The sequence below is a fragment of the Haemophilus parainfluenzae genome (genome assembly GCF_003252795.1).
In the GTDB taxonomy this organism is placed as follows: domain Bacteria; phylum Pseudomonadota; class Gammaproteobacteria; order Enterobacterales; family Pasteurellaceae; genus Haemophilus_D; species Haemophilus_D parainfluenzae_K.
Genome location: NZ_QEPQ01000001.1, coordinates 165,376 through 191,125, shown reverse-complemented (window position 1 = coordinate 191,125; position 25,750 = coordinate 165,376). Strand labels below are relative to the sequence as shown.

The window sequence follows — 25,750 nt, the reverse complement described above, 5'->3', positions numbered from 1 at the left end:
GGCTATGATACCGTTGTTTATAGATTTCTCAAAGTAAGAGCAGGAGAAAATGTCAAATTTAATGGAAAAATCGACCGCACTTTATCAAGAATTGCCTTTATTTCAGGAAAAAATTCAGCAATTAGCTGCCGTTATGAAAGTGAATTTGAATGATTTCCAAATTGATCATTTAGCTTTAAGAGCAAATACTGAAGAAAAAGCAAAAAATTGGCTGACAGAGTTATTAAAGTGCGGTAGAATTTTAAGCGATAATATCGTCAATGGGCGTCCTATCTATTTGATTGAATTAGATGAGCCAGTTGATTTCATTGGTCAGCCTGTCGATGTTATTGAATTACCGTTTCCTAAAAATAAACAATATCCCCAAGAAACTTGGGAACATATTGAAATTGTAATGCCGTTTTTATCTCATGAATCTGTTGAGGATTGGGTTAATCGGATTTGCAACACATTTTTATGGAAGGAACTAACTCAATTAACCATGAAGGTGAGCGAACCTAAGGTGGAAGGGGAGCAATTGCCCAATCCATCAATTGCAGTGAGTTTTGTTGATAAAACAGAAAATCATGTTTGCATAAAGGTTCATCCTTATACAATAAAGAAAATACTCGAGGTTTAGTGTAATGAAAAAAATTACCTTAGCATTAACTGTCTTATTAAGTTTAGGTTTATCAGCTTGTTCATCTCAATCACAAAAAGATGAAAGCGCTTATAAAGGTCAAGTTATCTTCACCGAATTACAAGGTGATGATGTAAAATTAACCGTTCGTAAAAACGACTGCTCGTACAAACAAGAAGGTGAAACCGAAGTTATCGTTCACAAATACGATTCAACTTTAGTAACTGGTGCTTGTGTGAAAGTATCTGACAACGGTCAAGGCGTGAAAAACGTTTCTACTTGGTCTCCAAGAAACCCAATCTAATTCATTTTTAGAAGGTTAGTTTTATGAAAAAAGTAACAGTAGCATTAGCACTTATGATGTCTGTTGGTTTAACGGGTTGTGCAAACACCGATGTTTTTAGTGGTGATGTATACTCTGCAGATCAAGCAAAAGAAGCGCGTTCAATTAGTTATGGTACAATCGTATCTGTTCGCCCTGTTAAAATCCAAGCTGATAACAATGGTGTAATTGGTTCAGTTGGTGGTGGTGCTTTAGGTGGTATCGCTGGTAGTGCAATAGGTGGCGGTACAGGACAAGCCATTGCAGGTGTTATTGGTGCAATTGGTGGTGCCATTGCAGGTAGCAAAATTGAAGAGAAAATGAGCCAAGTTAATGGTGCAGAGCTTGTTATCAGAAAAGATAATAGAGAAGAGATCGTTGTGGTTCAAAAAGCGGATCCTAGCTTCAAAGCAGGTCGCCGTGTGAGAATCGTTGGTGGTTCATCATTAAATGTTTCTGTTATCAACTAATTTAAACAAGAACTAGAAAAAAGCGAGCCATTGGGTTCGCTTTTTTTTATGCTTAAAATCAAAAGAAAGTGCGGTTGTTTTTTGCTTGAAAGTCAAAAATATGATAAAACTATCAACTGTTATTTCACACCGACAATAGGAAGCAATATGTCAAATTTACAACAAATTATTGAAGCTGCATTTGAAAAACGTGCGGAAATTACCCCTAAAACAGTTGATGCACAAACTCGTGCAGCAATCGAAGAAGTGATCGAAGGATTAGATAGCGGTAAATACCGTGTTGCAGAAAAAATTGATGGTGAATGGGTTACTCACCAATGGTTGAAAAAAGCAGTATTATTATCTTTCCGTATCAACGATAACCAAATCATTGATGGCGCAGAAACCAAATACTATGACAAAGTGGCATTGAAATTTGCTGACTATACGGAAGAGCGTTTTTCTCAAGAAGGTTTCCGTGTCGTACCTTCTGCAACGGTACGTAAAGGTGCATACATTTCTAAAAACTGTGTATTGATGCCATCTTATGTAAATATCGGTGCATATGTGGGTGAAGGTACTATGGTTGATACATGGGCAACGGTTGGTTCATGTGCGCAAATTGGTAAAAATGTACACTTATCTGGTGGTGTAGGTATCGGTGGTGTATTAGAGCCATTACAAGCAAACCCAACCATTATTGGTGATAACTGTTTTATCGGTGCACGTTCTGAAGTCGTTGAAGGCGTGATTGTTGAAGATGGTTGTGTGATCTCTATGGGCGTATTCATCGGTCAATCAACTAAAATCTATGATCGTGAAACAGGTGAAGTATTCTATGGCCGTGTACCAGCTGGCTCAGTAGTGGTTTCTGGTAGTCTTCCATCAAAATGTGGTAAATACAGCTTATACTGTGCAGTGATCGTGAAAAAAGTTGATGCAAAAACTTTAGGTAAAGTTGGTATCAACGAATTATTACGTTCTATTGAAGAGTAATTAAAATACCATAAAAAATGACCGCACTTTATATGACAAAGTGCGGTCATTTTCTTTTTTAAATTAGAGAATTATTTTTTTCTTGCTAGCATTGTCGCAAATTTTAATTTAATGCGATTGCCGTTTTCATCGGTTTTATGTAATTCGCCCATATTTTCGTTGTATTCTAAGAATTCCCAATCTTTGTAGTATTCTTTTAATTCACCTTCAGAGAACGTAAATGAGAACGCTAATGGACAAGGTACCTCAGGTGTAGACATCGCTGCTACAATTAAGTTGTAACCACCTGGGTTGGTGTGTTCTTGCATATTCTTAATAATGGCTGGAATTCGCTCACGGTTTAAGAACATAAATACCACGGTTGATACAATAAAGTCGTAGTTTTCTTGAATATTGGCGGTATTAATATCATAAACTGCAGTCTTGATATTCAAGTTTTCTTTATCTTTAGTTTCGTTCAAGAAGGCAATGCTGTTTTCGTTATGATCCCAAGAGGTCACATCATAGCCTTTTAAACTTAAATAAAGGGAGTTACGACCTTGTCCACAGCCTAAATCTAACACTTTACAAGGTTTAATAATTTTAGCTGCATCAACTACATCACCATGCGTTGCAGTCATATTATATTTTTTGCTGAAGTAATCCTCTTTTTTGCAATAGAAGCCAAGCGTACATTCTAAGTCATCAGAAAGTGCTTCAACTCGATGCCAGGCTTGTGGCTCAACAAATGGAATATCACTTTCAGGCGTGAAAATATGCTCAGCAATGACATCGCCATTTTCAGTTAGCTCATAAAACTTAAGTTTACCTTTTAGCACTGTAAGTTTGCCCCAAGTTCCCACTTTAGTATTGTGTTTTTCTTGGAACATTTTAGGTAATTTATCTTTTGTCCAAACTGGCATTTGTTTATAGCAGATAAGTTCGTTTGTCATAATGAATTCCTTTTAATTTGTATGATAAATAGCTGATTGATATGGTAGGGTATTTGGTTCTGTTTGGCAATAAAAAAGGCGACCGAAGTCGCCTAAATATTAAATTATTTTACTTGCATACCAGCAGCGACACCGCTATCAGCTGAAAGTAAGAATAAATCACTTCCGCCAGTACCAGCAGAAAGAATCATCCCTTCTGATACGCCGAATTTCATTTTACGTGGTGCAAGGTTTGCAACCACAATAACAAAACGACCTTCCAATTCTTCAGGTTTGTTGTAAGCCGCTTTAATGCCAGAGAACACTTGGCGAGTATGGTCACCTAAATCTAATTCAAAACGTAAGAGTTTATTAGATTCTGGTACCGCTTCGCATTTCAGTACTTTTGCTACACGCATATCAATTTTAGCAAAATCATCAATGGTAATAGTATCAGCAATAGGTTCGACATTTGAAAGTGCGGTCGGTTTTGCCGCTGTTTTTTCTGTTGTTTTGTTTGCTTCAGCGAAAAGAGCTTTAGTTTCTTCTATAACAGCATCAATTTGTTTTTTCTCTAAACGCGAGAAAAGCGCTTTAAATGGAGTAAGTTGATGACCTAATAGTGGCTGTGCAATATTATCCCATGTTAGTTCTGTTTGTAAGAACGCTTCTGCACGTTCAGCCAATTTTGGAAGAACCGGTTTTAAGTAAGACATTAATACACGGAAAAGCTCGATACCCATTGAGCAAACTGCTTGCAATTCAGCTTCTTTGCCTTCTTCTTTTGCAATCACCCAAGGTGCTTTTTCATCAATGTATTTATTCGCCTTATCGGTTAATGCCATGATTTCACGAATCGCCTTGTTGTATTCACGAGCTTCATAATAAGAAGCGATTTGTTCAGCTTGTGCAGTAAATTCAGCAAAAAGTGCTTCGTCTTCTAATTTATCTGCTAATCTGCCTTCAAAACGTTTAGCGATAAATCCAGCATTACGAGAAGCTAAATTGACTAATTTATTAACAATATCCGTATTGACACGTTGAACGAAATCTTCCAAGTTGAAATCAAGATCTTCGATGCGATCGTTTAATTTTGCCGCATAGTAATAACGCAAACATTCCGGATCAATGTGATTTAAATAGGTGCTGGCTTGGATAAATGTACCACGTGATTTTGACATTTTGGCGCCATCTACGGTGACATAACCGTGAGCAAACACATTGGTTGGTTTGCGATATTCGCTCCCTTCTAACATTGCTGGCCAGAATAGACTGTGGAAATATACGATATCTTTACCGATAAAGTGATAAAGTTCTGTATCGCTGTTTTCTCCCCAGAATTCATTAAAATCAATGCCTTCACGATCGCAGAGATTTTTGAAAGAAGCTATGTAGCCAATTGGCGCATCCAACCAAACATAGAAGAATTTATCTTTAGTTCCTGGGATTTCAAAACCAAAATAAGGTGCATCACGAGAGATATCCCATTGTTGCAAGCCACTTTCAAACCATTCTTGCATTTTGTTTGCAATTTCAGGTTGCAGTGAACCAGAGCGAGTCCATTCTTTTAACATACCTTCAAAAGCAGGTAAGTCAAAGAAGAAGTGTTCAGATTCTTTGATGATTGGTGTTGCACCCGACACAGCAGAACGTGGATTAATTAAATCCATTGGGCTATAAGTGGAAGCACAAACTTCACAGTTATCGCCGTATTGATCCTCTGCTTTACATTTTGGGCAAGTCCCTTTGACGAAACGATCGGGTAAGAACATATTCTTTTCAGGATCGAATAACTGAGAAATGACTTTCGTTTTAATGAAACCTTTGGCTTTTAATTTATTATAAATGTCAGCGGTGATTTGTTTATTTTCTTCACTGTGAGTAGAGTGATAGTTATCAAAACTGATATTAAAACCTGCAAAATCACGCACGTGATCAGCTTTTGCTTTTGCGATTAGTTCTTCTGGTGTAATACCTAATTTATCGGCATTAAGCATAATTGGTGTGCCGTGCGCATCATCAGCACAGACAAAATGAATTTTATTGCCACGCATACGCTGGAAACGCACCCAAATATCCGCTTGAATATGTTCTAACATATGGCCTAAATGAATGGCCCCATTTGCATAAGGTAATGCGCAAGTGACTAAAATTTTACGAGGTTGAGTTGTCATTATTTTTCTCTTATTCTTTTGTAAAAATTGTGAGTATGTTACCCGATTGGTGTGATTTTTTCTAGTTTAGTTATACTTTTAGCTTAACATTTGAGGTGTAAAAGGGGTAGAATATCCCTGACAAATTTACTCTACTACCTACTACTATTAAAGGAATATTATGGCAACTGCTTTTTCTGAAAATTTAACGGCAGAACAACAATCTCAGGTTCTGCAACTTTTCCAACAATTTCAACACCCAACCTTACAAAAAGACTTAATCGAATTAAAGACTTTGAAGAAAGTTGAAAAAGGCGGTGACGTATTACGTATTGAATTACAATTGCCTTTTGCATGGAACACTGGCGTGGAGCAAGTGAAACAGCAGCTTTCTGATGCTTTATTAAAAGCAACAGATAGCAAAGAAATCAAATGGGTGGTGAATTATCAAATCGCAACGTTAAAACGTGCAAATAATCAACCCGCTGTAAAAGGTGTGAAGAACATCATCGCGGTGACTTCAGGCAAAGGTGGGGTAGGGAAATCGTCCGTTTCGGTGAATCTTGCACTTGCTTTACAAGCTCAGGGTGCTCGTGTGGGGATCTTAGATGCAGATATTTACGGCCCATCTATTCCGCATATGTTAGGTGCGCCGCATCAACGCCCAACTTCACCAGATAACCAACATATCACCCCAATTAAAGCGTATGGTTTATCTGCCAACTCAATCGGTTTCTTAATGGATGAAGATAATGCAACCATTTGGCGAGGTCCAATGGCAAGTAGTGCATTAAGCCAACTTTTAAATGAAACCTTATGGGATAGCTTAGATTACTTAGTGATCGATATGCCACCGGGTACAGGTGATATCCAATTAACCCTTTCACAACAAATCCCTGTAACGGGGGCTGTAGTAGTGACGACGCCACAAGATATTGCGTTATTAGATGCGGTGAAAGGCGTGTCGATGTTTGAACGTGTATCTGTGCCAGTGTTAGGTATTGTGGAAAATATGTCTATGCATATTTGTAGTAATTGTGGTCATCACGAAGCGATTTTTGGTACCGGTGGTGCAGAAAAAATGGCACAAAAATATAATGTGAAAGTATTAGGTCAGTTACCGTTGAATATCCAAGTTCGTCAAGATTTGGATGCGGGTAAACCAACTGTAGTTGCCGCACCAGATAGTGAAATTGCGAAATCTTTCTTAGATTTAGCGGAGAAAGTATCAACTGAGCTTTACTGGCAAGGGTCTGTGATTCCAAGCGAGATTTTATTCCGCGAAGTGAAATAATCACAAAAACATCATAAAAATTAACCGCACTTTAGGTCATCCAAAGTGCGGTTATTTTTTTAGGTAAATTTGCTTATTTTAAATGATCCGCATCATTTATTTTCTCAACGCAAAAACCGTTCTCATCGTCATAATGCACAACACTAATTGAGGTATTAATGAGCGATACTGATTTATCTTCATCGCGGTGATTTTGCCACGTAGCACCGTTTAATAAGGCAAGCAACAAACGTAGAGTATGGCCATGCGACACAATGAGAATATTGCCTTGATTGTGGATCTTAATAATGTCGTGCAATGCTTTCATGGCACGCTTGCCCAGCTGTTCGAATGTTTCTCCACCATTTACTTGAGCTTTGTAATTGGCAGGATCTTTAATGAGTTGCTGGAATTCAGGATGTTCTCTTAAGGTATCAACAAGTTGACCTTCCCAAGAACCAAAATATTGTTCGTTTAAACCTTGGTGATGGAAAAGGGGAATATCTCGTTCACCAATAATATGAGAGGCTGTCGCGATGGTACGTTTTAATACGCTAGAGTAGGCCGCAACAAAAGGAATATTATTAAGTGCCACACCTGTTTTTTTCGCACCAATAACGCCTTCTTCAGTTAAAGGAGAATCGCCATGACCTTGCATTAAACCTTCTGTATTCCAAACGGTTTTACCATGTCGAATAAAATAAAAAGTCAGCTGTTTTTTCATTTTTCATGTCCATAAAAAAGATTAAGGAAGCCGAAACTTCCTTAATCATGATTTTAACGAGAGTAATAACCTGCCATTGAACTATATACGGCATTTTCTGCCTGAATGATGTTGTATTTCGCATTCAAGATAGAAAGTTGAGAGCTTTTCTCTGTATTTGCCGCAGCAAGCCATTCACGTAATTCAGATACACCAGCATTGTAACGATCACGATAGTATTTAGTGATACGTTGGTTATAGCTGTGTGTTTTTTGCAAGTTAGCAAAAGCACTTTGTGCTTGTGTATAGGCGAAGTAGTTGGTATCTACATCATTCAGGGCTTTAGTAATGCTTTGCTCGTAATTTAAACGTGCGGTTTCATAATCTGCTTCAGAGATTTTCACGTTCCATTTCACCGTATTCCAGTTGAGGAATGGTAGGCTAATACCGATTAAACCTGTACCAACTGGATTGTGCAATGCGTTACCGACTTTAGTGCCACTTGATGTTAAGCTGCCGCCTAAAGTCACTTCTGGGAACCAACCTTTTTCGGTTGCTTTCGCATTTTTGAATGCACTGCTTAAGCGATATTGATAGCCTTTCACATCAGGACGATTCGCAATCACAGAAACAGGCACATTTAAATTCACGCCCACATTTTTCACATTAAGAATGTGTGGGAAGTTGATATTTAATGCTTCTTCTGGTTTTAAGTTCAGTAAGTTACGTAAAGTTTGTTCTGCTGTTTTACGTTGTGTTTGATAGTTAATCAAGTTGTTACGTGCGTTCAATACCGCTTGTTGTGCTTGATCTACACTTGCGCTGTCAGCCACACCTTGAGATAAACGACGTTGCATAATGCTGCTAATGTCGTTGTAGTATTTAATGGTTTCCTCAGTTGTGCTGATAGCGTCATTTAAATAAGCAATTTGATAATACGTTGTCACAACAGAGTTGATGAGTGAAAGTTTGGTTGCTTCTAAATCTTCAGCCGTTGCTTTGTGTGACCATTCTGCGGCATCTGCAGTATCCGCTAAGCGTTGCCATAAATCTAACGTATAACTCACATTTAATGCACCTTGATGACTTACTGCTGAGCTGCCACCGGTTTTCACATTTTTACTTGCGGAAGACTGGGTTGAACCGCTAAATGCTGGAATTAAATTCGCGCCTGCAAGGTTTGCATTATATAGAGCACGGTTTACGGCAACAGACGCTTTGGCTAAATCTTTGTTGTTAACTAATGCTTGTTCTACCACACGATTTAATTGTGAATCATTGTAAAGCGCCCACCAGTTTTCTTTTACATTAAATTGTTTGGTGATTTCCGCATAATTTTGGTAATCCTGCTGGCTCGCTTTATAAGAATCGCCGATGTTAGCACAACCTGCAAGAGCAGTTGCCATCGCGATTGCTAAGGTTAATTTTTTCATTTTTAACATGGATTTTTTCCTTTCTTTTTTATTAAAGTGCGGTCAAAAATTAGTAAGAATTTTAACCGCTCTTTTGAGTTTTACAAAATTTCTTTATTCTCTCGCAAGGGCGGTAATTGGATCTAATTGCGCTGCACGTTTTGCAGGCATATAGCCGAAGAGCACACCAATCAGGGTAGAGAAGACCACTGCCGCAACAATTGAGCCGGTAGAGAATGCCATCGTAAAGTCAGTCATAAATACGTTAAATAACAGACCGATTAGGCCCGAAAGCAGAATACCCGTCACGCCGCCAATTAAACAAATCAGCACGGCTTCAATTAAAAATTGTTGCAGAATATTAAATTGTCTCGCGCCAATAGCCATGCGTACACCAATTTCTTTGGTTCGCTCTGTCACGGAAACCAACATAATATTCATCACACCAATCCCACCAACGATTAATGAAATAAAGGCGATAGAGGAAATGAGCAATTTCATCGTGCCCGTTGTGCTTTCAATAGTTTGTTTGATGGTATCACTATTCATGATGAAGAAATCTTTTTTACCATGACGCATGGTGAGCAATTCAGTAATCCCTTTTTCAGCGACAGTAGTATTCACGGAATCATCCACTTTAACGGTAATCGAACCAATTTTTTTACTGCCCGAAATACGATTCATCACGGTGGTGTAAGGCGCATAGAGATTAAGTGAACTACTTGCCCCGCCCATTTGTTTATCAGATACCACGCCGATAATACGTAATGGACGTTTATTAAACATCACAATTTTGCCGATGGGGTTTTCATCTGGGAAAATGGATTTTTTTGCACTTTCATCGATTAAGGCTACTTGGTTGTTATCAGCAACATCTTGAGCAGAAAATAAATTACCGGATTTTAGTTTTAATCCCTCTACATCAAAATATTGTTCGCCTACACCTTTTAAACTGGTCGAGGAGAAAGTTTGGTTGCCATAAATTAATGTGCCACTTGATGAGCTATTCGGCGTGACACTTTGTACATAGCTTTGTTGATTTAAGGCAGTGGCATCATTAATTGTAAGGTTTTGCATCTGTTCAGCACGACGATCACCAAAGCCTGTACCATTAAAAATCGTTATGGTGCTTGTACCAATACCTTTGATATTCTCTAAGATTTTTTGCTGTGAACCATTTCCCAATGCCACGACAGAAACCACAGAGGTAATCCCGATAATAATCCCGAGCATGGTTAAAAGAGAACGCATTTTGTGGGCGATAATCGCACTCACAGACATACGAAAGGCTTCGACAAATTGATCTTTGCTAAACCCAAAGTGCGGTTTAGATTTGGTTTGATTTTCGACCGCACTTTTTACTACTTCTTTTTGCGTATCGCCAATGATTTCACCGTCTTTAATTTCAATCACGCGATTCGCACTGGCGGCAATTTCTCGGTCATGGGTTACCATAATAATAGTGTGGCCTTCTGCGTGTAATTGACGCAGAATTTCCATCACATTTTGCCCGCTTTGAGAATCCAATGCACCAGTGGGTTCATCGGCTAAAATAATTTCGCCACCATTCATCAACGCACGTGCAATACTCACACGTTGTTGCTGACCACCAGAAAGCTGGCTTGGTTTATTTTGCCATTTATCACCTAAGCCTAATTTTTCTAAAAGTTGTTTTGCACGAGAAAGCCGTTTTTCTTGCGACATCCCCGCATAAATTGCAGGCAAAGCGACGTTCTCAGCGGCCGTCAAACTCGACAATAAGTTATAGCGTTGGAAAATAAAGCCGAATTTTTGGCTACGTAAATCTGAAAGCTGATCTTTGCTTAATTCAATGGTTTCTTTGCTATTGATTTTGTAAGAGCCACTGGTTGCCGTATCCAAGCATCCGATGATATTCATCAAGGTCGATTTGCCCGAACCAGATTGTCCAATAATTGCCACAAAATCGCCTTTTTCTATATTTAAAGAGACATTCTTTAAAATATGAACGCGATTTTCGCCTTCACCGAAGTAACGGTTGAGATCCTTAATTTCAATAATATTCATTAATTTTCTACCGCACTTTTAGAACATTCTTGGACCACGAGGCATAGAGCCTACTTTTTCACCATTGGCCACTTGTGACACGATAACTTTTTCACCTTCGTTTAAACCAGATTTGATTTCAGTTTGGAAATCATTTTGTACACCGGTTTCAACTTCACGCTGTTCAGGTTGATTTTTGTTATTCAATACATTCACAAAGCTTTTGCCATCACGTTTTTGAATAGCCATATTGGAAATCAATAACACATCCTTAGCGTTGGCAATTTTAATGTTGTTTTCTGTCGTCATTCCGATGCGTAAAGTTCGATCAGGATTATCAATCAGTACATTGGCATAATAGTAAATCGCACTGGTTGTGGAGCTACTACTTGAACTTGTCGAAGATGATGTTGAAGAACTATCACTTGTCGTGGTATTGGCTGGATCAACAGAATCAATGACGGAGTGATATACAGTTTGACTATCCGATAAAATAGTAAAGCTAACTTCTTGACCTGCTTTAACTTTAGTAATATCGCCTTCTGAAATTTCAGGCTTAATTTTCATTTTGCTTAAATCAGCAATGGTTACAATTGTTGGAGTCATTTGGTTGGCATTAACGGTTTGACCTTCAGAAATGGGCACGGAAATAACAGTACCGTCCATTGGTGCGGTGATTTTGGTATAACCCACATTGGTTTCTGCGGTATTCACTTCAATTTCAGCTTGTTTGATATTGGCTTCAATGGCTTCCATTTCCGCTTTCGCATTATCAAGGGTGCTTTTAGCCGTATTCACACTATCCAAAGATGTTGCTTTTTGTGTATAAAGTTTTGATAAGCGGTTATAGCTTGAAAGGGCTACATCGTAAGCGGTTTTCTTCGCTTTTAATTGTGCTTGATAGCTAACCAATGCCGCTTTTTTGGTATTTAAGGTATTAATTTGGGTTGTGGAATCAATATCAGCGATCATTTCGCCTTTTTTGATTTCTTGCCCTAATTTGACATAGAGTTTAGTGATTTTACCCGAAGCTTGGGCGCCGACATCGACTTCATTCACGCTTTCAACTGAACCAGAAGCGACAACTGTTTTTTCCAGATTGCCACGTGTAACCGATTCAGTCAGATAGGTGGTTTCTTGTTTGTTATTGCTTGAGAAAAAATAATAAACAGCACCGGTAGCAACGAGTAATCCGAGTAAAATAAAAAAGCGTTTTTTCATAAAGACTTTGTTATCCTAAATAAAAATGAACGTTTGTTCAGTGAAGTGGTATTCTAAAGGTAAACTTTTCAGTTTGCACGAAAAATCTTCAAGTTAGACCTAAAAATCCTAAAAAATTCAGTCTTAATTTAATGAAAGTGCGGTTAGTTTTGTGATCAAATTCACAACGCCAGACTTTTCGTATAGAATGGGGAAATTATTTTCAATTTATTGAGAAATTTATGAGCAATACAGAACACACTCTAGAAAATGCGGAAAATACCCGCACACACAATTTCATTACTCAAATTATTGATGAAGATTTAGCTTCGGGTAAACACAAAAGTGTTCATACTCGTTTCCCACCTGAGCCAAATGGCTATTTGCATATTGGCCACGCCAAATCAATTTGCTTAAACTTTGGCTTAGCAAAAGAATATAACGGTTTATGTAACCTACGTTTTGACGATACCAACCCGGTGAAAGAAGACGTGGAATATGTGGATTCCATCAAAGCCGATGTGGAATGGTTAGGCTTTAAATGGGAAGGCGAACCGCGTTATGCGTCGGATTACTTCGATGCACTTTATGGCTATGCGATTGAGTTAATCGAGAAAGGTTTAGCCTATGTAGATGAACTTTCACCAGACCAAATGCGTGAGTATCGCGGTACATTAACTGAGCCAGGTAAAAACAGTCCATATCGTGATCGTAGTGTCGAAGAAAACTTAGCGTTATTTGAAAGAATGAAAAATGGTGAGTTTGCCGAAGGTACATTAAGTCTTCGTGCGAAAATCGACATGGCTTCACCATTTATGGTCATGCGTGACCCTGTGCTTTATCGTATTAAATTTGCGAGCCATCACCAAACTGGTGATAAATGGTGCATTTACCCAATGTACGATTTTACTCACTGTATCTCTGATGCGATTGAGCGTATTACACACTCTCTATGTACATTAGAATTCCAAGACAACCGTCGTTTATATGACTGGGTGTTGGACAATATTAGTATTGAACGTCCATTACCGCATCAATATGAATTCTCTCGTTTAAATTTAGAAGGCACATTAACATCTAAACGTAAATTATTGAAATTAGTAAATGATGGCATTGTAGATGGTTGGAACGATCCGCGTATGCCAACCATTTCAGGTTTACGTCGTCGCGGTTATACACCGGCTTCATTACGTGAGTTCTGCCGTCGTATTGGTGTGACTAAACAAGATAACGTCGTAGAGTATTCTGCGCTTGAAGCATGCATTCGAGAAGATTTAAATGAAAACGCACCACGTGCAATGGCGGTGATTGATCCTGTTCGCGTAGTGATTGAAAACTTTGAAGGCGAAGAAACCTTAACGGCGCCAAATCACCCGAATCGTCCTGAATTAGGTGAACGTCAATTACCGTTTACGAAAGAGCTTTATATTGATCGTGCAGACTTCCGTGAAGAAGCAAACAAACAATATAAACGTTTAGTATTAGGTAAAGAAGTGCGTTTACGTAACGCTTACGTGATTAAAGCTGAACGTGTCGAAAAAGATGCAAATGGTGAAATCACTACGATCTTCTGTACTTACGATCCTGAAACTTTAGGTAAAAATCCAGCGGATGGTCGCAAAGTGAAAGGGGTAATTCACTGGGTATCTGCAGTGCATAATCACCCAGCGGAGTTCCGTTTATATGAACGTCTCTTCACCGTACCAAACCCAGGTGCAGCAGAAGAAATCGAAAGCGTGTTAAATCCAACCTCTTTAGTGGTGAAACACGGTTTTGTAGAACAAAGCCTTGCAAATGCAGAACCTGAAAAAGGTTATCAATTTGAACGCGAAGGTTATTTCTGTGCGGATAACAAAGACAGTCGTCCAGAGCACTTAGTGTTTAACTTAACCGTAAGCTTAAAAGAAGGCTTCTAATTCTAAACAACAAAGTGCGGTCAAAAATCACGTAAATTTTGACCGCACTTTTTTATTGGTTTCACTATGCAATTTGAATCTCATTTTTGGCAAACAAAATCGCTTCTTGAAATGACGGAATCCGAATGGGAAGCCCTATGTGATGGCTGCGGGAAATGCTGTTATCGAAAATATATCCAAGGGAGAGGCAAGCGTGAAAAACTCTATTACACACGCATTGCTTGCAATCTATTAGATGTGGAAACAGGAAAGTGTCGTAATTATCCTGAACGTTTTAAAATCGAAAGTGATTGCACCAAATTAACCAAAAAGAACTTGCCTGATTTTGGGTGGTTGCCGAATACCTGTGCATATCGTTTATTGTATGAGGGGAAATCTTTGCCCGAATGGCATCCTTTAATCAGCGGCGATCCTAATTCAGTGAAAAATGCAGGTGTTTTAATTCAAGATGGCGTACATGAAGAAGATGTCATTGATTGGTTTGAATTTGTCATTGAAACTGAATAATTTAAATTTCGCTGTTTTTTTATTCTCTTTAAATTTTGTTTTTTGATTTAGGTCACAATTTGCAAGATTGGCAATTGTATTTCAATTGTGCTTACTTATAATACTTATTAAGTATTATATAGATGTATCATTCATTGTATGCAAATGTCCTTATCACTTAAACAATCTGCTGAAAAACTTGGCATTTCGTTTTCCCATTATGATATTGATGGGCATTTGATTGATGCATCGCCAACCAGTATTGATTATTTTATCGAGCAGTTGCAATTTCCGCCGAATATTGGACAAAATCAGCCGTTCCAACATGTCATATGTGCCTTTGAAAATGAACCCATTCATGATGATTTAATCAAGTTTTCTTCTCCTCCTGATGCTTCTTTGCGTTATCAATTGCTCGACGAGCAAAACCAAATTCAGTTTGAAAAAACAATTCCATATTCAACCGCACTTTCATTCATTGCCTGCTTTACCTTTTATCTATTATCGTTTAATGCTTTTTGCCGCTCAAAAAACGAGAAAATACAATCGGTTGTAAATAATCAAGCTTGCAAAGCATAAAGGAGTATGTCATGACGAAATTAGTCGCTCAATCAGTAATTAATTCATTTTTTGATGGCAAACATGCCGATCCTTTTGCTGTATTAGGCATGCATGAAACTCACAATGGTATTGAGATTCGTGCTTTATTACCCGATGCAGATAAAGTCGAAGTGATTGATAAAGAAAGTCAATCCATCGTTGTTGAACTAGAAAAACTGGATGACCGCGGATTTTTTGCTGCTATTGTGCCAGAGATTCACCATTTCTTTACCTACCAATTAAAAGTGTATTGGGGCGTAGAAGCCCAAATTATTGAAGATCCATACCGCTTCCATCCGATGATTAATGACTTGGATCAATGGTTATTAGCGGAAGGTTCGTTATTGCGTCCTTATGAAGTATTAGGTGCGCATTTTACTGAATGTGACAGTGTCCCGGGCGTAAATTTCCGGGTATGGGCTCCGAATGCGAAACGTGTTTCGTTGGTTGGTGATTTCAACTATTGGGATGGTCGCCGTCATCCAATGCGTTTCCATCCAGCAAGTGGTGTGTGGGAGTTATTCTTACCAAAAGCTAGCCTTGGTCAACGGTATAAATTTGAATTAATTGATTGCTATGGCAACCTTCGTTTAAAAGCCGATCCTTATGCATTTAGCTCTGAATTACGTCCGGATACTGCATCAGAAATCAGTATGTTGCCAGATGTGGTCGAAATGACGGAGCAACGTCGTAAAGCGAATCAACGTAATCAACCTATCTCGATTTACGAAATACATTTGGGCTCATGGCGTCGTAATTTAGAGAATAATTTCTGGCTTGATTACGACCAGATTGCTGATGAACTCATTCCTTATGTCAAACATATGGGCTTTACCCATATTGAGTTTTTACCGCTCTCCGAATTTCCATTCGATGGCTCTTGGGGCTACCAACCGATAGGGCTGTATTCACCAACGAGTCGTTTTGGTACACCTGAAGGCTTTAAACACTTAGTCGAAAAAGCACACAAAGCAGGGATTAATGTGATTTTAGACTGGGTACCAGGACATTTCCCAAGTGATACGCATGGTTTGGTAGCATTTGATGGTACAGCCTTATATGAGCACGCAGACCCTCGTGAAGGCTATCACCAAGACTGGAATACCTTGATTTATAACTATGGCCGTAATGAAGTGAAAAACTTCTTATCCAGTAATGCACTGTATTGGCTTGAACGATTTGGTGTAGATGGTATCCGTGTAGATGCAGTAGCATCAATGATTTACCGCGATTACAGCCGTGCTGAAGGCGAATGGATTCCGAATCAATATGGCGGTCGTGAAAATTTAGAAGCCATTGAATTCTTAAAACATACCAACTGGAAAATCCATTCTGAGGTGCCTGGTGCGGTTTCCATTGCTGAAGAATCCACTTCTTTCGGTGGCGTAACCCATCCGACAGAAAATGGTGGGCTTGGATTTAATTTCAAATGGAATATGGGCTGGATGAATGACACCCTAAGTTATATGAAACTCGATCCCGTTTATCGTCGTTACCATCACGACAAAATGACCTTCGGGATGATTTATCAATACAGCGAAAACTTTGTATTACCGCTTTCTCACGATGAGGTGGTACACGGCAAATGTTCGTTACTCGGCAAAATGCCAGGTGATGCATGGCAAAAATTCGCTAACTTGCGTGCTTACTACGGTTATATGTGGGGCTATCCAGGCAAGAAATTATTATTCATGGGCAATGAATTTGCTCAAGGTCGCGAATGGAATTATGAAGAAAGTTTGGATTGGTTCTTACTTGACGAAAACCATGGTGGCCTATGGCATAAAGGCGTATTGCAATTAGTCAAAGATTTGAACGGAGTTTATCAAAACAATGCACCGCTCTTTGAATTAGACGGCGAACCTGAGGGCTTTGATTGGTTAGTAGTAGATGACGCTGAAAATTCAGTCTTTGCTTTTGAACGTAAAAGCAGTAATGGCGAACGCATTATTGTGATCAGTAACTTCACACCTGTGCCACGCGAAGGTTATCGCATTGGGGTTAATGCAGCGGGTGAATACGAAGAAATTTTGAATACTGACTCAATGTATTATCAAGGTTCAAATGTAGGTAATTTCGGCTTGGTAGAAAGCGAAGCGATCGCAAGTCACGGACGTGATAATTCGATTAGCGTGACCATTCCGCCACTCGCAACAATCTATTTAAAATATAAAGCATAACAATAGCGAAGAACACGATGTTTAGTATTTATAACAATGGCAAACCTTTCCCAATGGGATATTCGCAAACGCTGGAAAACGGAGTAAAAATTTCGAATTTTGCGCTGTTTTCTAGTGCGGCGGATGCTATTGAACTTTGCTTGTTCCGTGATGGTAAAGAAAGCCGTTTTGCCATGAGCAGAACCGATGACATTTGGCATGTAGCAATTGAAGGCGTTGAGTTAAATGATGAGTATGCGTTCAGAATCACAGGCAAAAATGACCGCACTTTAGCCAATCCGCAAAAGTTAATGCTTGATCCTTATGCCAAAGCAGTAAGCCATAAACCGGATTTGAGCTCACCAGAATCTCGTTCAATTTTCGTGTTAAATGATGGACGAGACAATGCCGCCGTTGCACCTAAAGGCCGCATTATTGACGAGCATTTTGATTGGTCAGGGGATTGTAAACCGTCTATTCCTTGGGCTCAAACCATTGTGTATGAATTAAATGTTAAAGGATTTAGCCAATTAAATTCCCGTATTCCAGAAAATATCCGTGGTACTTATGCGGCATTGGCTCACCCCGAAAACATTGCGTACTTTAAATCATTGGGTATTACCAGCCTTGAATTGCTCCCAGTGAATTTCTTCATTGATGAACCACATTTACAAGAAAAAGGATTACGCAATTATTGGGGCTACAACCCATTAGCTATGTTTGCTTTAGAACCAAGTTACACAGCTGATCAAAAACAGCCTTTGAACGAATTTAAGGGCATGGTGAAAGCCTTGCATCAAGCAGATATTGAAGTGATTTTGGATGTGGTGTTTAACCATACGGCTGAATCCGAAAAATCATTTCCGACATTTTGTCAGCGCGGTATTGATGATAAAACCTATTACTGGCAAAACGAGCATGGTGATTATCTCAACTGGACGGGTTGCGGCAATATGCTCAATCTTGCCAATGACGTCACTCGCAAATGGGTATTAGATTGCTTACGTTACTGGGTAACAGAATGCCATGTGGATGGTTTCCGTTTTGATTTGGCCACTGTGCTTGGTCGTGAAACACCTGATTTCAATCCAAATGCAAAATTGTTTGCGGAAATGGAACAGGATGAGGTTCTACAAAAAATTAAATTAATCGCAGAGCCTTGGGATATAGGCCATTACGGTTACCAAGTTGGTTATTTTCCAGCCTATTTTTCTCAATGGAATGATCGTTTCCGTGATGATATGTGTCGTTTTTGGTTATGGCAAAGTGGTGAAGTGGGTGCTTTTGCAGAACGTTTTGCTGGCTCGAGCGATATTTTTAAACGAGAAGGACGATTACCACATGGTAGCTTGAATTTTATTACTGCCCATGATGGTTTTACATTACGAGATTTAGTGAGCTATAACCATAAACACAATGACGCTAACGGTGAAGAGAATCGTGACGGACGCAATGAAAATTACAGCTACAATCATGGCATAGAAGGTTCTCAACTCGATTTAGCCGATGAATGGCAAAGAGCGGTCGAAAAACGCCGTGTTTTATCGGAAAAAGGCTTGTTAGGCTCTTTATTACTGGCAAATGGTGTACCCATGCTGCTTGCTGGGGATGAGTTTGGTAACAGCCAATATGGCAATAACAATGCCTATTGCCAAGATAACGAAATTACGTGGTTAAAGTGGAATGATTTTAACCAAACCTTATTTGACTTTACCAAGCAAACCATTGCATTACGAAAAAAAATTCAAAGTCTGCAACAGGAGGCTTGGTGGTCGGATGAAAATGTCGAGTGGTTGAATACTGGGGGAAACCCTATGACCCTAGACGATTGGCATAATCGGGAAAGCAAAGCCCTACAAGTTATGTTGGACGGCAAATATCTTTTCTTAATTAATGCAAAAACTGAACCGCAATCTTTTTATTTGCCAAAGGGTAAATGGAAAAAGATTGCCGAAACTGAAAATAGCGTGATTCAACAATGTGATGTGAGCGGTATAGCATTTGAAGTGTTGGAACATATGGATGATGAAAACGATGGAGTTTGTTATGAAAAGTGATCTTAATAAATATGAATTAGTTAAAGATACTTTAGTGCTTATTTTGGCTGGTGGTCGTGGTTCCCGTTTACATGAATTAACCGATAAACGTGCTAAACCTGCGTTATATTTTGGCGGTAATCGTCGCATTATTGATTTTGCGCTTTCCAACTGTATTAACTCAGGTCTGAATCGCATTGGGGTTGTGACCCAGTATGCCGCTCACTCTTTATTACGCCATTTACAAACAGGTTGGTCATTCTTACCGCAAGAGCGTGGTGAATTCGTTGATATGTTACCTGCCCGTCAACAAATTGATGATTCTACGTGGTACCGTGGGACAGCGGATGCGGTATATCAAAATATGGCGATTATCCGTAATCACTATCGCCCAAAATACATTTTGATTCTTGCTGGCGACCATATTTATAAACAAGATTACAGTGTCATGTTGATGGATCACGTGAGAAGTGGAGCTAAATGTACAGTAGGCTGTATTGAGGTGCCTCGTTCTGAAGCGAGTGAATTTGGTGTCATGGCGGTAAACGAAAATCTTAAAGTGAAAGCCTTTGTTGAGAAACCAAAAGATCCACCAGCAATGGTCGGTAAACCAGATATTTCATTAGCGTCTATGGGGATTTATGTCTTTGATGCAGAATATCTCTATAAAATGCTAGATAGAGAAGTGAACACACCTTGCACATCTCATGACTTTGGTAAAGATGTCTTGCCAAAATGCTTAGAAGAAGGTGTGCTTTATGCGCATCCATTCAGCCGTTCTTGTATGGGGCGTAACACTGAAGGTGAAATTTATTGGCGTGATGTAGGGACACTCGATAGCTTCTGGCAAGCGAATATTGATTTAGTTTCAGAGCATCCACAATTAGATCTTTACGATCAAAGTTGGCCAATTCGTGGTAATCCAGTACAGGCTTATCCATCTAAATTTTTCTATAAAAAACCCAATATTAAACCGGTAGATAATTCGCTTATTGGTGGGGGCTGTGTGATTACCGATGCATCTATTAGTAATTCAGTGTTGTTTGATAGAGTCAAAATTGATGAAGACTCCACTGTTGATCACAGTGTCGTGTTACCGCAAGTACAAATTGGTAAAAATTGTACATTGAAAGATTGTATTATTGATCGCCATTGTATCATCCCTGATGGTATGGAAATCGGTGTGGACAAAGCCCTTGATAGTAAACGTTTCCGTGTAAGTTCTACCGGTAAAGTTGTACTTGTAACCTCAACAATGTTGAAAAAATTGCAAGGTGAAGAAGTCACTAACGAAGAACATTTGGACTAAAGTGCGGTCAATTTTGACAGTGTTTTAAGTGAACTAAAAAGATTGTGCTGTTATCAATGACAGCACAATTTTAAGTATAAAAGGAAAATTATGAGAGTTTTACATGTTTGCTCGGAGCTGTATCCCTTATTAAAAACTGGCGGACTCGCTGATGTTTTAGGAGCGTTACCTTTTGCACAAAAAGAAATTGGTATCGATACGCGTATTTTATTGCCGGCTTATCCAAAAATTTCTGCAGGTATTGAGAATACGCATGTTGTCACAGAATTTGATAATTTTGCTGGTCATGTTGTATTGCGTTATGGCGAATACAATGGCGTGGGGATTTATCTGATTGATGCACCACATCTCTATTGGCGAGAAGGAAATCCTTATCATGATACCGATTACAACGATTATGCCGATAACTATAAGCGTTTTGCGTTATTAGGTTGGGTGGGGGCAGAGCTTGCGACAGGCTTAGATAGTTGGTGGCGAGCTGAAGTGGTTCATGCTCATGATTGGCATGCAGGTTTAGCCGCCGCTTATCTCTTTAATAAAGGTCGTCCTGCAAAATCAGTATTTACGATTCATAACCTGGCATATCAAGGACAATTTGCCCACCGTCATTTACATGAAATTGGATTGCCAGAAGGGATGTTCCATGTTGATGGTTTAGAGTTATTTGGTCAAATTTCATATTTGAAAGCAGGTCTCTATTATTCTGATATGGTCACAGCAGTGAGTCCAACTTATGCGAAAGAAATTACCACACCAGACTTTGCTTATGGATTGCAAGGCTTGTTAACAGGTTTACGTGAAGCTGGCAAGTTGGTGGGGATTTTAAATGGTGTTGATCAAGAAATTTGGCATCCAAGTTGTGATGCTTATATTCAGCATCACTACAAATTGAAAGCCATCGCGGGTAAGAAGAAAAATAAAACGGATTTACAAGCTTATTTTAATTTGCCACAACAACCTGATGCACTTTTATTTGTGATGGTGACTCGCTTAACAGAACAAAAAGGCGTAGATTTACTGATTGCCACAGCGGATGAAATTGTTAAACAAGGTGGCCAACTAACCATTCTCGGTTCTGGTGCAAAACATTTGGAAGAGGGTATTTGCCAATTAGCACAACGTTACCCAGAAAATATTGCAGTAAAAATTGGCTATGATGAAGCACTTTCACATTTAATGGTTGCCGGTGGTGATGTCATTTTGGTACCAAGCCGCTTTGAACCTTGTGGATTAACTCAATTATATGGGTTGCAATATGGCACATTGCCGCTTGTTCGTGCGACGGGAGGATTAGCAGATACTGTCACGAACAGTACAAGTGAAAGCATTAAAGTGCGTACTGCAACAGGTTTTGTATTCCAAAAAGCCGAAGCAGATGATTTACGAAGTGCTATCCAGCATGCCTTTGCCTTGTGGCAAAAACAACGTGTTTGGGCGATGGTGCGTAATAATGCCATGGCACAGGACTTTAGTTGGAAAAATGCGGCCGCTCAATATGAGCAGCTCTATTTAAGCATTTTAAACTCATAATTCAATGGATTGACTCCCTCTTCGAAATAATCGCCTTTGAAGGGGGAATTTTTGTTGTTTTTTTCGTAAAAAAGCTTAAAATTTGCGCGATTTTTTTATTGAGGTTTTATTTTCTATGATCATGGACAATTTTGATTCGCCATTTCTCTACAATCGACCAAGTCTTGATGTTGAAGGCGTGAAAAAAGCAATTGTTTATAAATTAATTTTCTTAATTGGTCGTTCACCAAAAGAGGCGAGTCAACGCGATTGGCTAAATGCGACCCTTCATGCGGTACGTGATTTAGTGACTGAAGGCTGGATTACCACCGCTCGTCAATCTCGTGCAGAAGAAACCCGTCGTGTTTATTACCTTTCTATGGAATTCTTAATCGGCCGTACACTTTCTAATGCGATGATCGCAGAAGGTGTTTATGACGTGGCAGAAAAAGCCTTGGCTGAATTAAATGTTGATTTGGAAGAGATTATTGAAAAAGAAGTGGATCCTGGTTTAGGTAATGGGGGGTTAGGTCGCCTTGCTGCTTGCTTTATGGATTCATTGGCAACATTAGCCATTCCTGCGATGGGTTATGGTATTCGTTATGAATACGGTATGTTCCGCCAAAAAATTGAAAATGGTCAACAGGTTGAACGTCCAGATGATTGGTTGGAAAAAGGTGCACCTTGGGAATTTATGCGTCCATCAAAACGTTTCAGTATTGATTTTGGTGGTCATATTTATTTTGAAGATAAAAAATGTATCTGGAATCCGGCTGAAAAAGTGACCGCACTTGCATACGACCAAATGATCCCAGGCTATAAAAATGATTCGGCATCGACTTTACGTTTATGGTCTGCGCATGGTGGAGAGTTATTTGATTTAGCTGAATTTAACCGTGGTGATCATTTAGCGGCGGTGGCAACGCGTTCCGCTAACCAAAACCTTTCTCGTGTACTTTATCCTGATGATTCCACCTGGAATGGTCGTGAGTTACGCTTACGTCAAGAGTACTTCTTAGTATCAGCTTCTTTGCAAGATATTCTCCGTCGCCATTTAAGAACACACGGTACATTGAATAATCTTGCTGATAAAGTGGCGATTCACTTGAATGATACCCACCCAGCATTAGCCATTCCTGAGTTGATGCGTATTTTAATCGATTTACACGGTTACTCATGGCAAAACGCTTGGGATGTGACTCGTCGTATTTTCTCTTACACTTGCCATACTTTAATGTCAGAAGCATTAGAAACCTGGCCGGTAGAAATGATGGCGAAGATCTTACCTCGTCACTTACAAATGATTTTTGAAATTAATGATCATTTCCTTGAATATGTGAAAACGTATGTTACGACTGATATGGACTTTATCCGTCGCGTTTCACTTATCGAAGAAGGATATCAACGTAAAGTGCGTATGGGATGGTTGTCTGTTGTGGGTTCGCATAAAGTGAACGGTGTTGCGGCGATTCACTCAGATCTTATGGTGACATCAACCTTTGCTGATTTTGCTCGTATCTATCCAGAACGTTTCACCAATGTAACAAACGGTGTGACACCGCGTCGTTGGCTTGCCGTAGCGAACCCGAAATTAGCGGCTTTATTTGATCAATATATTGGTTCTGAATGGCGTTGCGATTTAAGCCAAATTGAAAAACTTAAAGCGTTTGCAGATAAAGGTGAATTTAAGCGTGCAGTAGCAGATATTAAATACGATAACAAAGTGAAATTAGCACAATATGTGAAGAAAACACTTGATATCGATTTAGATCCACATGCTTTATTTGACGTACAAGTAAAACGTATTCACGAATACAAACGTCAAATGCTTAATGTGTTACACATTATTGCACGTTATAACGAAATGCTTGCTCATCCAGAAAAAGATTGGCAGCCACGTGTGTTCATTTTAGCGGGTAAAGCGGCTTCAGCTTACTATGCAGCAAAACAAACCATTCGTTTGATTAACGATGTGGCAAGTGTCATCAATAATGATGAACGCTTAAAAGGTCGTTTAAAAGTTGTCTTTATTCCGAACTACAGCGTAAGTCTTGCACAATTAATCATTCCAGCGGCAGATATTTCTGAGCAAATCTCTCTTGCAGGAACAGAAGCATCGGGTACCAGTAACATGAAGTTTGCCTTAAATGGAGCGTTAACATTGGGTACGCTTGATGGTGCGAACGTTGAGATTTTAGATAATGTTGGTGAAGACCACATCTTTATCTTTGGTAATACGGTTGAACAAGTGGAAGCATTACGTCGCGAAGGTTATCGTCCGTTTGATTATTATCAAAATGACGAGCAATTACGTGAAGTTATTGACCAAATCATTCGTGGTGACTTCTCTCCGGAAGAACCGAACCGTTATCACTCTCTCATTCAAGGTTTACAATACCACGATTATTACCAATCTTTTGCTGATTTCCGTAGTTATGTGGAAGCGCAAAAAGCAGTAGATAAAAAATATCAAGATCGTGACGTATGGATAGCAAGTACCATTCAAAATATGGTGAACATGGGCTTCTTCTCATCAGACCGTACAATTCTTGAATATGCGAAAAATATCTGGAAAATTGAACCGTTAAAACTCGAGAAGTAAGTTCTTTTCCACTCATAGAAAACCCTGTCGGATTATTTCCACAGGGTTTCTTTTTATGCTAAAATCCACCGTCAAATTTATTGTTCATTCAGATTAGGAAAAAGTATGAAAGTTTTAGAAGGAGCGGTAGCGGCGCCAAATGCTAAAATCGCAGTGGTGATTGCTCGTTTTAACAGTTTTATTAATGAAAGTTTATTAGAAGGTGCGGTAGATGCATTAAAACGTATCGGCCAAGTGAAAGATGAGAATATCACAATCGTTCGTGCACCAGGTGCCTATGAACTTCCACTAGTGGCACGTCGTTTAGCTGAAAGCAAAAAATTTGATGCAATCGTCGCATTGGGTACGGTAATCCGTGGTGGAACAGCTCATTTTGAATATGTAGCGGGTGAAGCAAGCAGCGGTTTAGGTCAAGTGGCAATGCAAGCTGAAATTCCTGTCGCATTTGGTGTTTTAACGACTGAAAACATTGAACAAGCTATCGAGCGTGCGGGCACTAAAGCAGGTAACAAAGGTGCTGAAGCAGCATTAACAGCACTTGAAATGGTGAACCTTTTACAACAAATTGATGCGGCATAATTCCAATGACAGAGAAAAAAGAACCTGTAAAAAAAGTATCGCCACGTCGTAGAGCGAGAGAATGTGCAGTTCAAGCATTATATTCTTGGGCGATTTCTGGTAACGCACCAGAACAAGTGGAACTCACGTTCGTTGTGGATCAAGATTTAAAAGGTGTGGATAAACCTTATTTTAGCCGCCTTTTCCGTCAAACTGTAGCGAATGTAGAAGCCGTTGATTTTTCAATGAGCCATTATTTAGATCGTACATTGGATGAATTAGATCCGATTGAAAAAGCGATTTTACGCTTAGCGGTTTATGAACTTCAATTTGAGCCAGATGTGCCGTATAAAGTGGCGATTAACGAGGCGATTGAAGTGGCGAAAGTGTTTGGTGCAGATGAAAGCCATAAATACATTAACGGTGTATTGGATAAAGTCGCTCCTGCATTAGGTCGCAAATAATAATTCAAATGTAGGGTAGACAAATGTCTGCCCTTTGTTTTTTAGTGC

At 39.2% G+C, this 25,750-nt stretch carries 21 protein-coding genes; 15 read left to right on the top strand and 6 right to left on the bottom strand.

The genetic code is table 11. The annotated features are described in order from the left end of the window. Window positions 1–49 precede the first annotated feature (49 nt). The 4 genes from DPV81_RS00900 (at window position 50) to dapD (ending at window position 2,386) form a co-directional block, all read left to right on the top strand. Window positions 50–619, top strand: coding sequence for a VOC family protein (locus DPV81_RS00900; RefSeq protein WP_111386209.1), 570 nt, complete (start codon window positions 50–52; stop codon window positions 617–619). Window positions 620–623: 4 nt separating this feature from the next. Beyond that, window positions 624–923, top strand: a complete 300-nt coding sequence (locus tag DPV81_RS00895; RefSeq protein ID WP_049365853.1) for a hypothetical protein — start codon at window positions 624–626, stop codon at window positions 921–923. Window positions 924–946: 23 nt separating this feature from the next. Then, entirely contained in the window at window positions 947–1,411 is a 465-nt protein-coding gene (locus DPV81_RS00890) for an outer membrane lipoprotein (protein WP_070582358.1), read from the top strand. A 147-nt stretch (window positions 1,412–1,558) separates the two neighbouring features. Continuing rightward, entirely contained in the window at window positions 1,559–2,386 is an 828-nt protein-coding gene (gene dapD / locus DPV81_RS00885) for a 2,3,4,5-tetrahydropyridine-2,6-dicarboxylate N-succinyltransferase (RefSeq protein ID WP_111386207.1), read from the top strand. Between the two features lie 71 nt (window positions 2,387–2,457). Here the strand turns inward: dapD and tehB are convergent, their stop codons facing one another. Next, entirely contained in the window at window positions 2,458–3,318 is an 861-nt protein-coding gene (gene tehB / locus DPV81_RS00880; RefSeq protein ID WP_070582359.1) for an SAM-dependent methyltransferase TehB, read from the bottom strand. Between the two features lie 104 nt (window positions 3,319–3,422). Beyond that, on the bottom strand, window positions 3,423–5,471 hold the full coding sequence (gene metG / locus DPV81_RS00875) for a methionine--tRNA ligase (RefSeq protein WP_070582360.1): 2,049 nt from the start codon (window positions 5,469–5,471) through the stop codon (window positions 3,423–3,425). A 160-nt stretch (window positions 5,472–5,631) separates the two neighbouring features. Here metG and apbC point away from each other — a divergent pair, with 160 nt between their 5' ends. Further along, the gene (gene apbC, locus DPV81_RS00870) at window positions 5,632–6,744 is read left to right on the top strand and encodes an iron-sulfur cluster carrier protein ApbC (RefSeq protein ID WP_049372548.1); all 1,113 of its coding nucleotides are present in this window, start codon (window positions 5,632–5,634) and stop codon (window positions 6,742–6,744) included. 73 nt (window positions 6,745–6,817) lie between these two features. Here apbC and DPV81_RS00865 read toward each other — a convergent pair whose 3' ends face one another. The 4 genes from DPV81_RS00865 to DPV81_RS00850 form a co-directional block, all read right to left on the bottom strand. Continuing rightward, a complete protein-coding gene (locus DPV81_RS00865; RefSeq protein ID WP_111386205.1) occupies window positions 6,818–7,447 on the bottom strand; it encodes a histidine phosphatase family protein in 630 nt (209 codons plus the stop codon). A gap of 53 nt (window positions 7,448–7,500) precedes the next feature. Beyond that, entirely contained in the window at window positions 7,501–8,868 is a 1,368-nt protein-coding gene (gene tdeA / locus DPV81_RS00860) for a toxin/drug exporter TdeA (RefSeq protein WP_070592187.1), read from the bottom strand. Between the two features lie 84 nt (window positions 8,869–8,952). Then, on the bottom strand, window positions 8,953–10,884 hold the full coding sequence (locus tag DPV81_RS00855; RefSeq protein ID WP_111386203.1) for a MacB family efflux pump subunit: 1,932 nt from the start codon (window positions 10,882–10,884) through the stop codon (window positions 8,953–8,955). 18 nt (window positions 10,885–10,902) lie between these two features. Then, window positions 10,903–12,084 carry an efflux RND transporter periplasmic adaptor subunit gene (locus DPV81_RS00850; RefSeq protein ID WP_111386201.1) on the bottom strand — a complete coding sequence of 394 codons (1,182 nt, stop codon included), beginning with the start codon at window positions 12,082–12,084 and terminating at the stop codon, window positions 10,903–10,905. Between the two features lie 221 nt (window positions 12,085–12,305). Here DPV81_RS00850 and glnS point away from each other — a divergent pair, with 221 nt between their 5' ends. The 10 genes from glnS (at window position 12,306) to nusB (ending at window position 25,702) form a co-directional block, all read left to right on the top strand. Then, complete coding sequence (gene glnS, locus DPV81_RS00845; RefSeq protein WP_111386199.1) at window positions 12,306–13,979, top strand: glutamine--tRNA ligase; 1,674 nt, start codon at window positions 12,306–12,308, stop codon at window positions 13,977–13,979. Between the two features lie 66 nt (window positions 13,980–14,045). After that, the gene (locus DPV81_RS00840) at window positions 14,046–14,486 is read left to right on the top strand and encodes a YcgN family cysteine cluster protein (protein ID WP_111386197.1); all 441 of its coding nucleotides are present in this window, start codon (window positions 14,046–14,048) and stop codon (window positions 14,484–14,486) included. Between the two features lie 144 nt (window positions 14,487–14,630). Continuing rightward, complete coding sequence (locus tag DPV81_RS00835) at window positions 14,631–15,044, top strand: 4-alpha-glucanotransferase (RefSeq protein WP_243583358.1); 414 nt, start codon at window positions 14,631–14,633, stop codon at window positions 15,042–15,044. A gap of 11 nt (window positions 15,045–15,055) precedes the next feature. Then, entirely contained in the window at window positions 15,056–17,245 is a 2,190-nt protein-coding gene (gene glgB / locus DPV81_RS00830; RefSeq protein WP_111386193.1) for a 1,4-alpha-glucan branching protein GlgB, read from the top strand. Window positions 17,246–17,262: 17 nt separating this feature from the next. Further along, the gene (gene glgX / locus DPV81_RS00825; RefSeq protein WP_111386191.1) at window positions 17,263–19,281 is read left to right on the top strand and encodes a glycogen debranching protein GlgX; all 2,019 of its coding nucleotides are present in this window, start codon (window positions 17,263–17,265) and stop codon (window positions 19,279–19,281) included. After that, window positions 19,271–20,569, top strand: a complete 1,299-nt coding sequence (gene glgC, locus DPV81_RS00820; protein WP_111386189.1) for a glucose-1-phosphate adenylyltransferase — start codon at window positions 19,271–19,273, stop codon at window positions 20,567–20,569. Before glgX ends, glgC begins: the two co-directional genes overlap by 11 nt. Window positions 20,570–20,659: 90 nt before the next feature. Further along, window positions 20,660–22,099, top strand: coding sequence for a glycogen synthase GlgA (gene glgA, locus DPV81_RS00815; RefSeq protein WP_111386187.1), 1,440 nt, complete (start codon window positions 20,660–20,662; stop codon window positions 22,097–22,099). A 115-nt stretch (window positions 22,100–22,214) separates the two neighbouring features. Further along, window positions 22,215–24,680, top strand: coding sequence for a glycogen/starch/alpha-glucan phosphorylase (locus DPV81_RS00810; RefSeq protein ID WP_111386185.1), 2,466 nt, complete (start codon window positions 22,215–22,217; stop codon window positions 24,678–24,680). A gap of 105 nt (window positions 24,681–24,785) precedes the next feature. Beyond that, window positions 24,786–25,259, top strand: coding sequence for a 6,7-dimethyl-8-ribityllumazine synthase (ribH, locus tag DPV81_RS00805; protein ID WP_005695997.1), 474 nt, complete (start codon window positions 24,786–24,788; stop codon window positions 25,257–25,259). A gap of 5 nt (window positions 25,260–25,264) precedes the next feature. Then, on the top strand, window positions 25,265–25,702 hold the full coding sequence (nusB, locus tag DPV81_RS00800; RefSeq protein ID WP_111386183.1) for a transcription antitermination factor NusB: 438 nt from the start codon (window positions 25,265–25,267) through the stop codon (window positions 25,700–25,702). The last annotated feature ends 48 nt before the right edge of the window (window positions 25,703–25,750 follow it).